Below are 12,740 nucleotides of genomic sequence, written 5' to 3' on the forward strand. Positions count from 1 at the left end.
GGCATTCCAACTTATATAACGACCAAAATGATAATCTCTTGAGTGATATTTCCAGCAATTCTTGCTCATTTTCCGCTAAAATACGCCTTCGCTTGCAGGAAGTCGCCAATCCCCTAACTGTTTGGCCGTAGGTCAGCACTGTTAACTCATGGATGTTTTACTTACTTTAAAAGCATGTTTGCGATTTAAAGCGTGCTTTTGCGCAAATAGTCAACGGCTCAATTTGACCCATGTGCCCTGCTGATATACTTTGTGTACCGCTTATTTCTAGGAATGATCATCGTGGCAAAAAAACCAGAAAATCTCTCATTTGAAGATTCACTTTCCGAGCTAGAAAAAATCGTAACCGATTTAGAGCATGGCGACATCGCTCTCGATGATGCATTAAAGCAATTCGAGCGCGGAATTAAACTTGTGCGCAATAGTCAGAGCAAGTTAGAAAATGCCCAACAAAAAGTCGCGGTGCTAATGCAAGATGAGGGTGTCGACACCCTTAAACCTTATGATGTTGAGGGTGAGTAATTGTTAGTAGCGTCACTGAAACAGTACCAAGAGCGTATCAATCAACAACTTGAATTACGCATCGACTCGCTCGCCGATATCGAACCGCGGTTAAAGGCAGCCATGAAACATGGTGCCTTAATCGGCGGAAAACGAATTAGACCCTTTCTGGTTTATGCTATCGGCGATATGTTAGGCGTAAAACTTTCAACCTTAGACTCTTGTGCTGCAGCCGTTGAATGTATTCATGCTTACTCGCTTATTCATGACGACTTACCCGCCATGGATGACGATGCGCTGCGCCGCGGTCAACCTACGGTGCATATCGCTTTTGACGAAGCGACAGCGATATTAGCTGGTGACGCACTGCAGGCACTTGCCTTCGAAATTATCAGTGATCCGATTGAAAACATCACTCCATCACAGAATTTAGCAATGGTTAAAGCCTTAGCCAACGCCTCTGGGTATAGTGGTATGTGCGGTGGTCAGGCGATGGACTTAAGTGCCACCAATAAGCAGATCGAACTCGCCACCCTAATACAGTTACACAAATTAAAAACCGGTGCGCTTATTCGCTGTGCGGTGGAGTTTGCCATTATTGCCGCAAAAGTAGAGGGACAAGAGCGTCAAGCCCTACTCGACTTTGCCGATGCTATCGGCCTCGCCTTTCAGGTACAAGACGATGTGCTCGATATTATCGCGAGCACCGAAGAGCTCGGAAAACCGCAAGGTTCAGATACAGATTCAAACAAAAGCACCTATCCAAAGTTGCTTGGATTAGAGGGCGCCCAAAAAACTGCTAGCAGTTTGATTGAGGACGCACTATCAGCGCTGGCCAAATTACCATACAATAGCCAGCTAATTGCAGAATTCGCCCGTTATATCGTTGAGCGAAGAGTATAATAAAGAGACAAAGAATCTCGATATGAGTTTTGATATTTCTCAATTCCCTGTGCTTGCACAGGCTAATACCCCAGATGAGCTAAGACAGCTCCCTCAGGCCGTATTGCCACAACTGGCAGATGAGCTTAGAGGTTTCCTATTGAAGTCTGTTGGTAAATCAAGCGGTCATTTCGCTTCGGGCCTTGGTACGGTGGAACTCACCGTAGCACTTCATTACGTGTACAACACGCCATTCGATAGACTTGTCTGGGACGTAGGCCATCAAGCCTACCCACATAAAATCCTGACAGGTCGCCGCGAAAGAATGCACACCATTCGTCAGAAAGGTGGCGTGCATCCATTCCCATGGCGTGAAGAAAGTGAATACGACACCTTTAGCGTTGGTCACTCAGGTACCTCAATCAGTGCAGCATTAGCTATGGCAGTTGCCGCCGAAAAAGAGCAAGCTGGCCGTAAGGTTGTAGCGGTTATCGGTGACGGCGCCATGACAGGCGGCATGGTATTTGAGGCAATGAACCACGCGGGTGACTTGCATAACGACATGCTAGTGGTGCTAAACGATAATGAGATGTCTATCTCTGAAAACGTTGGCGCACTAAATAACCATCTTGCCCAGTTGATGTCAGGTCGTTTCTACACCACGATTCGCGAAAGCAGCAAGAAAGTGCTTCAAGGTATGCCTGTTATCAAAGAGATGGCTAAGCGCACCGAGGAGCATCTTAAAGGTATGGTCGTGCCGGGCACCATGTTCGAGGAGCTAGGCTTCAACTACATAGGTCCAATCGATGGCCATGATGTTGATGCCCTCGTCGAAACCATGCGCAATATGCGCAATCTAAGTGGACCACAGATTTTACATATCATGACCAAGAAGGGTCGTGGTTATGAACCTGCAGAAAAAGATCCTATCGGCTGGCATGCGGTTCCTAAGTTTGATCCGTCAACCTTTGAGAAGCCAGCTACCATGCCGTCAGACCCAACCTTCTCTGAAGTGTTTGGTAAGTGGCTATGTGATATTGCTGAAAAAGACGAAAAGGTCTTGGGGATTACCCCGGCTATGCGCGAAGGCTCAGGTATGGTTGAATTTTCTCAACGATTCCCTAAGCAGTACTTTGACGCCGCAATTGCCGAGCAACACGCCGTAACCTTAGGTGCTGGTTTCGCCTGCGAAGGCTACAAGCCTGTGGTGGCAATTTATTCGACCTTCCTGCAACGTGGCTACGATCAAATGATCCACGATGTCGCACTGCAGAGACTACCGGTACTGTTTGCTATCGACCGCGGCGGTATTGTCGGTGCCGATGGCCCAACTCACCAAGGTGCATTCGACTTAAGCTTTATGCGCACCGTACCTAATATGGTGATCATGGCACCATCTGATGAAAATGAATGTCGTCAGATGCTGTATACCGGTTATTGCTATAACGATGGCCCGACAGCTGTGCGCTACCCACGTGGCAGTGCCACAGGGGCCAAACAAGTGGAAACCATGACGGCGATGCCAATTGGTAAAGGCTTGATTAAGCGTCAAGGCAAAAAAGTGGCTATCCTAAACTTTGGTACCACATTAGCGAGCAGCTTAGTCGCCGCCGAAGCACTGGATGCTACCGTTGCCGATATGCGCTTTGTTAAGCCGCTTGATGTTGAACTGGTTAAAGAGTTAGCTGCAAACCATGATGTGCTAGTGACAGTTGAAGAAAATGCCATTATGGGCGGCGCGGGTTCTGGCGTACTCGAACTATTACAGACACTTAAGATGCCAAAGCCGGTATTACTCATCGGTTTGCCTGATGAGTTTATTAAGCACGGTGCACCTGAAGAGATCATCAGCGAGCTAGGGTTAGATGCTGCGGGTATTCAAAGGCAGATCGAAGAGTTTCTTGCGTAACCTTATCTTACTTGAATAGAAGCTTTGATTGAAAAACAGCTAAATAAAAAGGACTGCCATGGCAGTCCTTTTTTATACCTTTGATGCTAAACAACCGCTTAGCATCAATAGCTCATTAACCTTGAGAAACCATCACCATCGCAGGACGAAGTAAACGATCATTCAAAGTGTAACCCTTCTGCATCACCATCATAACCGTATTTGCAGGAAAATCTGCGCTTGGCTGCATACCAATAGCTTGATGTAACTCAGGGTTGAAAGTGTCACCTTGTGGATCGACCTGAACTAAGCCAAACTTCTCAACAGCGCTTACAAAGCTCTTAGCGGTTAACTCTACGCCTTCGTAAATAGCCTTAGTCGCTTCAGCTTCAGCGTCAGTTCCTTGCAGAGCGCGCTCCATATTATCTAATACAGGAAGCAACTCATTAATGAACTTTTCTAAGGCAAACTTGTGCGCCTTCTCAACATCGATTGCTGCGCGACGACGAATATTGTCAACTTCTGCAGCGGCACGGATCACTGAGTCTTTTTGCGCTTCAACTTTTGCTTCAGCTTCTTGCAAAGCTTTTTCTAACTCTTCAACACGGAAGTTAGCCAGAGTAAGCTCATCCATCAAAGAGGCTTCGTCAGTGGTTTCTGTGCCGTTCTTATTTAGCAATTCACCCTCTACGATCTCTTCAACTTGGTTCTCTTGTGCTTTATTTGTTTGGTTGCTCATTTTTGCTCCAGCTAAAAATGCTTTGTTTCTGCATGCTCTGAGCATATTATGGGGATCAAATTTAAGGTTTCAAGGCCTAAAGCCGGATCTAACATAAATTATGAGCAATACGTTTCACACAATTGGTCTAATCGGTAAACCTAACCATAAAGGAACCACGCAAACCTTAAAAAGGTTGCATCATTGGCTTAGCATGCAAGGCTACAAAGTCTTGGTAGAAGAACGCGTCGCTGGTGAGCTTGGGCCTCAAGTCCAATCTGTAGACCTATTAGAAATTGGTCAGCAATGTGATTTAGCCATCGTAGTCGGTGGTGATGGTAATATGCTAGGTGCAGCTCGTGTACTTGCAAGATTTAATATCGGCGTGATTGGTGTTAACCGTGGTAACTTAGGCTTTTTGACCGACCTGCCACCGGACTCTTTTGAAGAAGCCTTATCAAAAGTGCTTGAGGGCGAATTTGAAATTGAGCAGCGCTTTCTACTCGAAGCTGAAGTTCACCGTCATGGCGAGTTAAAGTCGAGTAATACCGCGGTCAACGAAGCGGTGCTTCATCCGGGTAAGATTGCCCATATGATTGAATTTGAAGTTTATATCGATGACAAATTCATGTATAGCCAACGGGCCGATGGCATGATTGTGTCTACTCCTACAGGCTCGACGGCCTATTCACTGTCGGCTGGCGGCGCCATCTTAACCCCTAATCTTTCCGCCGTGATCTTAGTCCCAATGTTTCCCCATACTCTCTCATGTCGACCCATTGTCGTCGATGCCGCCAGCATTATTAAGCTAGTTGTGTCCCCCCATAACGGCGACAATTTGGAAGTTAGCTGTGATGGTCATGTGCACCTGTCTGTTTTGCCTGGAGATGAGATCATCATCAAACGTAGTGAAGAAACCCTAAGGCTAGTGCACCCTAAAGGTCATAACTACTTTCACGTATTGCGCAGCAAGCTAGGCTGGGGCAGTAAACTTTTCTAATGATGTAACACTGCCGATATGCCGACTTAGGCTATCGGCATAACTCTCCCCTCCTTTAAACTCGTAAATTTCATTACTTTCACTGTTAGTAAGCTACTGTATTTTTTGCATCCTAATTTAGGCTGTAAAACCTAATGTGATGCTCGTTAAATAACTAAGCTAGCTGAAACATTAACTTAGATTAATAATGATATTTAAACGCAAAAGAACAACACCCAAAGTGAGACGCAAGTCACACAAGGGATAATAACCAAAGCTATTAGTAAGTACCCAATAAGAAAGTTAACGATCAAATTCAACGCAAATTCACTGCAAAAAGTTACACATCGATACGTTTGACGTGGAAAATGTTGCAAACATCCCTATGCGCATGACAACCTAGCATCAACGACTACATTTAGCGTGATCGCGATCACCTTATGCAAAACCAAAGAATTGTGATCGATCTCACTAACGGTATTATCAACCACAATTAGGGCGGAGCATGATCTAGATCATCTTTATTAATTACTAATTCACGTTTAGTACACACCTCTACCCGTCACAACTAGCAATAACCAGATATTCGGGTAGCAACAATTGAAGTGAATCACTCAAATTTAATCATTTGAAGTAGAAATTGAAGTTAGATACAGAAATTTAAATCAAACGAGGCAAGCATGACCTTTATTCAACTACTCGCAAGCTTAACGCCGATCATCAGCGTAATGCTGTTTTTAGTCCTATTGCGGATGCCAGCATCTAGAGCAATGCCAATTTCTATGGTGTTCACAGGGCTTGCAGCAGTATTTATCTGGCAGATGGATACCACCTTCCTTGCCGCCTCAGTGGTTGAGGGCTTACTTTCAGCTTTAACGCCATTGACCATTATTTTTGGTGCGGTATTCCTGCTTAATACCCTTAAGTATTCAGGTGCAATGGATACCATTCGTGCAGGTTTCACCAATATTAGCGGTGATGCCCGAGTACAGGTGATTATCATCTGTTGGCTATTTGGTTCGTTTATTGAGGGTTCAGCAGGCTTTGGTACGCCAGCTGCAATTGCAGCTCCGCTACTCGTATTACTGGGCATTCCACCGATTGCTGCGGCTGTGGTGGCACTGATTGCCGACTCAACTTCAGTATCATTTGGCGCTATCGGTCTGCCTGTACTATTTGGTATGGAGCAAGGCCTAACCCAAGGTGGCTCAAATATGGCTGCTGAGCAGATTGCTCAGCATGGCGGTAGTTTCTCAGATTTTGCCCAGTTTATTGCGATGCATATGATCACCATCGACCTTGTTACGGGCACTCTGATCCCATTAACTATGGTAGCGATTCTTACAGGCTTCTTCGGTCGAAACAAATCCTTCAAAGAAGGTCTAGCTATCTGGAAGTTTGCCCTGTTTGCAGGCCTTGCCTTCACGGTTCCCGCTTGGTTGATCAACTACTTTGCAGGCCCAGAGTTCCCATCGGTTATCGGTGCTCTTGTCGGTATGGCATTGGTTATTCCGGTTGCTAAGAAAGGTTACCTACTACCTAAAGAACAGTGGAATGATTTTGCAGAGAATGATGGCCAACAGCGCAAAGAGCTAGAGACTGAAGTCAAGTTCTCGCAGCTTGCCGCTTGGTCTCCATATCTTATCATGGCTGCCCTACTGGTACTTTCACGTACAGTCGCACCACTCAAAGCCTGGTTATCTAGCTTCAACATCAGTTGGACTGGCTTATTAGGTACAGAATTAAAAGCAGGTTTTGCAACACTCTACGCACCAGGAGCCTTCTTCATCTTAGTCTGTATCCTTGGTTTCTTCCTATTTAGAATGAAGTCTCCGGCGATAAAGGAATCTATCTCGGTATCGTGTAAGTCTATGGTACCCACCATTATCTCCCTTGGTGCATCAGTGCCTATGGTGAAAATTTTCCTAAACTCAGGTGAAAATGCCTCAGGTCTTGCCTCTATGCCTGTTGCACTGGCCGATACATTAGCAAACAGCATGGGTGCGGTGTGGGCTTGGGTCTCGCCAATTGTGGGGATTTTTGGTGCTTTCCTATCAGGCTCAGCCACCTTCTCAAATATGATGTTCTCAGGCCTTCAATATAGCGTTGCAGATAACATTGGTGCTAACCATGCGCTTATTCTAGCAATGCAAGGTATTGGCGCTAACGCCGGTAACATGATGTGTGTAATGAACGTGGTTGCCGCTGCAACGGTTGTGGGTATGGCTGGACGCGAGTCAGAGATCATCCGTAAAACAATGCCTGTGGCACTAGGCTATGCTTTAGTCGCTGGTACTATCGCTGCGGTTTGGGGTGGCTTCTAAACTCCTCCTCTCCGGCAAAAATAGATAGATAAAATAATAACATCGAAAAGCCGCAGAAACTGCGGCTTTAATTCACTCAAAGTCAGTGTGTGAGAGAAAGTTCATGTCGATTAATTATGAAGCTGTATTAAGAGATTTACGCAGACAAGTTGGCGAGCATGCCGCTACCAACGATCCTGTTCGCCGTTTTGCCTGGTCAACCGACGCCAGTTATTTCCGTATCGTGCCAGAGATTGTGGTTCACGCCGATACGCTAGAGCAAGCTAAGCGCACATTGGCCATTGCCCGTACCTACGGCGCACCAGTCACTTTTAGAGCAGCGGGCACCAGTCTTTCAGGCCAAGCCATCGGTGAAGGTATTTTGCTGATCTTAGGTCATGACGGTTTCAGAACCCTAACGGTCAGTGAAGATGCATCAAAGATCACCTTAGGCACAGCCGTCATTGGCGGCGATGCTAATGCGGTTTTGAAACCGCTAAATAAGAAAATTGGTCCAGATCCGGCAACTATTGCATCGGCTAAAATCGGCGGTATCGTGTCTAACAACGCCTCAGGGATGTGTTGTGGTACAGCGCAAAATAGCTACCAAACAATCGCTTCGGCCAAACTACTGTTTGCCGATGGCACAGAACTCGATACAGGCTGTGAAGAGTCAAAGGCCGCCTTTACGCAGTCTCACCCACAACTTTTAAAAGAGCTAACTGAGCTGGCAGAGCTAACGGTTAACAACACAGTGCTCGCTCAACGCATTCGTAAAAAGTTCTCTATTAAAAACACCACAGGTTATAGCCTCAATGCCTTAGTTGATTTTGCCGACCCCTTCGAGCTGATCAATCACTTAATTGTGGGGGCAGAAGGCACCTTGGCCTTTGTCGAAGAGGTCACTTACCACACGGTCGATGAAGCACGCTTTAAAGCCTCTGCCATGGCGGTATTTTTCAATATGGAAGATGCCGCTCGCGCGGTTCCACCACTTGTGGGTGACAGCGTAGCCGCTGCAGAGCTATTGGACTGGGCCTCTATCAAGGCTGTAACGGGCAAAGCGGGTATGCCAGAGTGGTTAGCACAGCTACCTGAAGGCGCCGCCATTTTGCTGATTGAATCTCGTGCTAACGATAAACAAACCTTAGATAGCTATACCCAAGATGTTATCGCTAAGCTTGCTCATATCGAGACAGAGCGCCCTATCAGCTTCAGTGATGACCCTGCCGTATTTGGCCAGTACTGGGCAATGCGTTCAGGCTTGTTCCCTATTATTGGTGGCGAGCGCCCTAAAGGCACCTCGGTAATCATCGAAGATGTCGCTTTTGAACTTGAACACCTAGCGGCCGCGGCAAATGACTTGACCGAGCTGTTCCATAAGCATAACTACCCAGAGGGGGTTATCTATGGTCATGCACTTGCGGGTAACTTCCACTTCATCATTACGCCGACCTTCAACTCTCAAGCCGATATCGAACGCTTCCACGCCTTTATGCAAGATGTTGCCGAGATGGTGATCAATAAATATGACGGCTCAATGAAAGCTGAGCATGGCACAGGCCGCGCAGTTGCGCCTTTTGTTGAAATGGAATGGGGTAGTGACGCTTACACCTTGATGAAACGCATTAAGCAGATTTTTGATCCTGAAGGTCTGTTAAATCCAGGGGTTATTCTTAACGATGATAACCAAATTCACGTTAAAAATATCAAGCCGTGCCCTGTAGTCGATGACTTAGTCGACAAGTGTATCGAATGTGGTTTCTGTGAAAAGACCTGCCCGACTTCGGCGCTAAATATGTCTCCACGTCAACGCATTGCGACCTTACGAGAGATCGAGCGTCTAGAGCAATCTGGTGATAAAAAAGCGGCAGAAGAGATGCGCGCCGCCGCCAAATATGATGTGGTCGATACCTGCGCCGCCTGTCAGCTTTGTACTATTGCCTGCCCTGTTGATAACAGCATGGGAGAGCTAGTACGTAAACTCAGAACGCCTTATATCACCAGCACAGAACAAAAAGTGCTCGACTTCCAAGCTAAGCACTTTGGCGCGGTAAATCAGGTGATCAGCACTGGTTTCGATGTACTGGGTACCATTCACAAGATAACGGGCAGCGCGATTACCGGCGCGATAATGAAAGCGGGACGCGTAGTCAGCAAAGAAGTGCCCTATTGGAACCCCGACTTTCCAAAGGGTGGGAAATTACCAAGGCTCAGCGCACCGATCCCTGGTCAGGAAACCGTGGTTTACTTCCCCGCCTGTGGCGGCCGCACCTTTGGTCCGACACCAAAAGATCCCGATAACCGAACCTTACCTGAGGTGGTGGTGACGCTACTCGAGCGCTCAGGCTATAACGTGATCACACCAGAAAAGACGCGTGAGTTATGTTGCGGGCAGATGTGGGAGTCCAAGGGGGATTTTAAAAATGCCGATGCTAAACGCAAGGAACTAATTGAGACTGTTGCAGCAATGACACAAGGTGGCAAGTTACCCGTGATCATCGATGCGCTTTCATGCACGTACCGCACTCTTGCAGGTGATAAATCACTGAGCGATAAGGTCGAGATTATCGAGATTGTTGATATGGTTGACTTCATCCATGACAAACTGCTTGATAAGCTAACCATCACACGCCAAAAACCAGCTGTCGCACTACACCTAGGTTGTAGCGCACGCAAGATGAAGATTGAGCCTAAGATGGAAGCGATTGTCGATGCTTGTACTAAGCGAGTGGTTCGTCCTGCAGGTATAAACTGCTGTGGTTATGCCGGCGAGAAAGGCCTGTATAAGCCTGAGATCAACGCTAGCGCACTGCGCAACATCAAGAAGCTTATCCCCGTCGATGTGAGTGAAGGTTACTATGCTAACCGCATGTGTGAAGTGGGTCTAACTCAACATAGTGGGATCTCGTATCGTCACCTCGCTTATCTGCTAGAGGAGTGTACTCGTTAACCCAGTGCAATATTTTGCCTAAATCTGAGCAATATTCAATTAATTAGGGGCAGATACTGTCCCTAATTAATTCATTTTCATCAAGATATCCCCCACCTCAACCAAACAAACCATTTTTAGTCAGTCAGATTACCCACCTAGAGTATCAACTCAATAATTACCATATTATACAAATAGATAGATTATTTTCATTTTTGCAAAAATGCCCGTTATTATTTGCTAAATTAGCACTACTTTTTACAAGGTTATCGGCCTATATTTAGTGTGTGAATAAATATAGGCGAATGACCGCTTACGATAAAGTCGGCTTTTTGAGCAGGCTTTTTGCGGCTACTTTTACAGTTAGAAAGTCGCTAACAATGTCTGCAAATATAGAAGAGAAAACACAATGAAGATCGCACTTTTCATTCCGTGTCTAGTGAATCAGATGGTCCCAGAAGTGGGAATCGCCACCTTAGAATTATTAGAAAAGCTCGGACACCAAGTCATACTGCCAAAAGGTCAAACATGTTGCGGCCAGCCAATGACAAACTCAGGTTGTTATAACGAAGCCAAGAAGACCACCATGAAACTACTTAATGCCTTCAAGGGTGTTGAGTGTGATGCCATCGTCTGCCCAGCCGCTTCCTGCCTCGTTGCCGCTAAAGAGAACTTTCATGAGTTCGATAGCAGCCCAGAGGCTCAAGCTGTCATTGATAAACTGTATGAGTTAACCGAGTTTCTTCACGACATCTCTCCTATTCCAGCCTTTAGTAAGCCTTTCCCACACAAGATCAGCCTACAGATGAGCTGCCACGGCATTCGCATGCTGGATCTTGCCACTCCAAGTGAGCAGATGGGGCCACGCATGAACAAGTTCGAAGCCGTACTTGCTGCGATTCCCGAGATTGAAATTGTCTACCCAGATCGCCGCGATGAATGCTGCGGCTTTGGTGGTACCTTCGCCCTAGACGAGGGGGCGGTATCCGCTAAGATGGGCAAAGATAAAGCACAGGCGCATGCCGAAACAGGCGCAGCTTATGCCGTTGGCTTCGATCCCTCTTGCCTACTGCATATCGATGGTATGGTCAGAAGGCAGAAATTGCCAATTGAGACTCGCCATATCGCTCAAATCATCAACGCAGCGCTTTAGGAGAAGATATGTCTAGCTCTAAATCAGCGGTACATGCCTATAAAGCGGAGATCTTCTGTAAAGATGAGTCTCGTGTCGATTGGCACTCAAAAGCCTTGTGGATGTTACGAGAAAAACGCGACCGCGCTGCTGGCAGCCTGCCAGAGTGGGAGCAGTTGCGTCAAATTGGCTCAGAGATGAAACTGCATACGCTAACGCATCTAGCGGAGTATCTCGAAGAGTTTGAGCAAAACTGCCTCAAAAACAATATTAAAGTGCACTGGGCTAAAGATGGCGCAGAGCATAATCGTATCGTGCATGAGATCTTGGCTAAACATCAGGTCAAGAAGCTGGTTAAGTCTAAATCTATGCTCACCGAAGAGTGCCACATGAATCCATTTTTGGAGCAGCGGGGCATCGAGGTGATCGATACCGACTTAGGTGAACGTATTATCCAGCTCGCAGGGCAGCCACCATCACATATTGTAGTGCCGGCGATTCACCTGAAAAAAGAGGAAGTGGGCGATCTATTCCACGACAAACTCGGCACCGAGGCAGGAGCCTCAGATCCGCTGTACTTAACCCGCGCCGCCCGTGCGCACCTGCGTGAGCAGTTCCTATCCGCCGATGCGGCGATGACAGGGGTTAACATGGCGATAGCAGACAAAGGAGCTGTGGTAGTGTGTACCAACGAGGGCAACGCCGATATGGGCGCCAACCTGCCTAAGTTGCAACTGCACTCAATGGGCATAGACAAAATCGTGCCTAACATCGACAGCGCTGCAGTACTGCTGCGTACACTGGCTAGAAATGCTACAGGCCAGCCTATCACCACTTACAGCTCTTTCTATCGCGGCCCACAAGAGGGCGGCGAGATGCATGTGATTATTGTCGATAATGGCCGTACTGATATGCTGAAAGACAAAATCTTGGCCGAATCACTTAAGTGTATTCGCTGTGGTGGCTGTCTTAATACTTGCCCAGTTTATCGCCGCTCTGGTGGCTATAGCTATAATTACACCATTCCCGGCCCAATCGGTATCGCTGTAGGGGCGAAAATCGATGATACTAACTCTATCCCTTGGGCCTGTACCTTGTGTGGTAGTTGCTCCTATGTGTGCCCAACGAAAGTGCCACTGGATAAGATCATCCATCACCACCGTCGCCTAAAAGCCGAAGCGGGGAAACTGCCTTACGGTAAGTCTAGTTATATGCCATTAGTAGGTAAGTTTATGGCCAGTGAAACGGCGCTTAATTGCTCGATGAGTATTGCCCGTACGGCACTAAAAATCCTGCCTGGTAGCCTATTAAAACCATTCTCAGGCGCTTGGGGGAAATATCGCGAGTTACCTGTGGCACCCAACTCAAGCTTCGAAGCTTGGTTTAAGAAAAATAGAGGGTAGAA

9 protein-coding genes are annotated in these 12,740 nt (G+C 46.9%); 8 read left to right on the forward strand and 1 reads right to left on the reverse strand.

The window, feature by feature from the left end; all coding sequences use genetic code 11:
- Window positions 1–282: 282 nt before the first annotated feature.
- The 3 genes from xseB to dxs are packed head-to-tail and all read left to right on the forward strand — an operon-like array spanning window position 283 to window position 3,292.
- Window positions 283–522, forward strand: coding sequence for an exodeoxyribonuclease VII small subunit (gene xseB, locus JMA39_RS10310; RefSeq protein ID WP_202721797.1), 240 nt, complete (start codon window positions 283–285; stop codon window positions 520–522).
- Window positions 523–1,404: a (2E,6E)-farnesyl diphosphate synthase gene (ispA, locus tag JMA39_RS10315; RefSeq protein WP_202721798.1), complete on the forward strand. Its 882-nt coding sequence runs from the start codon at window positions 523–525 to the stop codon at window positions 1,402–1,404.
- Window positions 1,405–1,426: 22 nt separating this feature from the next.
- Window positions 1,427–3,292: a 1-deoxy-D-xylulose-5-phosphate synthase gene (dxs, locus tag JMA39_RS10320; RefSeq protein WP_202721799.1), complete on the forward strand. Its 1,866-nt coding sequence runs from the start codon at window positions 1,427–1,429 to the stop codon at window positions 3,290–3,292.
- 115 nt (window positions 3,293–3,407) lie between these two features.
- On the opposite strand, the gene grpE is transcribed toward dxs, so the two are convergent.
- Window positions 3,408–4,010: a nucleotide exchange factor GrpE gene (grpE, locus tag JMA39_RS10325; protein WP_202721800.1), complete on the reverse strand. Its 603-nt coding sequence runs from the start codon at window positions 4,008–4,010 to the stop codon at window positions 3,408–3,410.
- A gap of 100 nt (window positions 4,011–4,110) precedes the next feature.
- On the opposite strand from grpE, the gene nadK reads away from it, so the two are divergent.
- From nadK to JMA39_RS10350, 5 genes are all read left to right on the forward strand, one after another.
- A complete protein-coding gene (gene nadK / locus JMA39_RS10330) occupies window positions 4,111–4,989 on the forward strand; it encodes an NAD(+) kinase (RefSeq protein WP_202721801.1) in 879 nt (292 codons plus the stop codon).
- A 659-nt stretch (window positions 4,990–5,648) separates the two neighbouring features.
- Window positions 5,649–7,292: an L-lactate permease gene (locus JMA39_RS10335; protein WP_202721802.1), complete on the forward strand. Its 1,644-nt coding sequence runs from the start codon at window positions 5,649–5,651 to the stop codon at window positions 7,290–7,292.
- Window positions 7,293–7,395: 103 nt separating this feature from the next.
- Window positions 7,396–10,224 carry an FAD-binding and (Fe-S)-binding domain-containing protein gene (locus JMA39_RS10340; protein WP_202721803.1) on the forward strand — a complete coding sequence of 943 codons (2,829 nt, stop codon included), beginning with the start codon at window positions 7,396–7,398 and terminating at the stop codon, window positions 10,222–10,224.
- Between the two features lie 388 nt (window positions 10,225–10,612).
- A complete protein-coding gene (locus JMA39_RS10345) occupies window positions 10,613–11,356 on the forward strand; it encodes a (Fe-S)-binding protein (RefSeq protein WP_012278159.1) in 744 nt (247 codons plus the stop codon).
- Between the two features lie 8 nt (window positions 11,357–11,364).
- Window positions 11,365–12,738, forward strand: a complete 1,374-nt coding sequence (locus tag JMA39_RS10350) for a lactate utilization protein B (RefSeq protein WP_202721804.1) — start codon at window positions 11,365–11,367, stop codon at window positions 12,736–12,738.
- Window positions 12,739–12,740: the final 2 nt, after the last annotated feature.

Source organism: Shewanella schlegeliana (genome assembly GCF_016765635.1).
GTDB classification, from domain to species: Bacteria; Pseudomonadota; Gammaproteobacteria; order Enterobacterales; family Shewanellaceae; genus Shewanella; species Shewanella schlegeliana.

Coding starts and splice junctions, on each gene's coding strand:
- JMA39_RS10340 (WP_202721803.1), top strand. CDS start 7,396: ATGTCGATTAATTATGAAGCTGTATTAAGAGATTTACGCAGACAAGTT.
- dxs (WP_202721799.1), top strand. CDS start 1,427: ATGAGTTTTGATATTTCTCAATTCCCTGTGCTTGCACAGGCTAATACC.
- nadK (WP_202721801.1), top strand. CDS start 4,111: ATGAGCAATACGTTTCACACAATTGGTCTAATCGGTAAACCTAACCAT.
- JMA39_RS10345 (WP_012278159.1), top strand. CDS start 10,613: ATGAAGATCGCACTTTTCATTCCGTGTCTAGTGAATCAGATGGTCCCA.
- JMA39_RS10350 (WP_202721804.1), top strand. CDS start 11,365: ATGTCTAGCTCTAAATCAGCGGTACATGCCTATAAAGCGGAGATCTTC.
- grpE (WP_202721800.1), bottom strand. CDS start 4,010: ATGAGCAACCAAACAAATAAAGCACAAGAGAACCAAGTTGAAGAGATC.
- JMA39_RS10335 (WP_202721802.1), top strand. CDS start 5,649: ATGACCTTTATTCAACTACTCGCAAGCTTAACGCCGATCATCAGCGTA.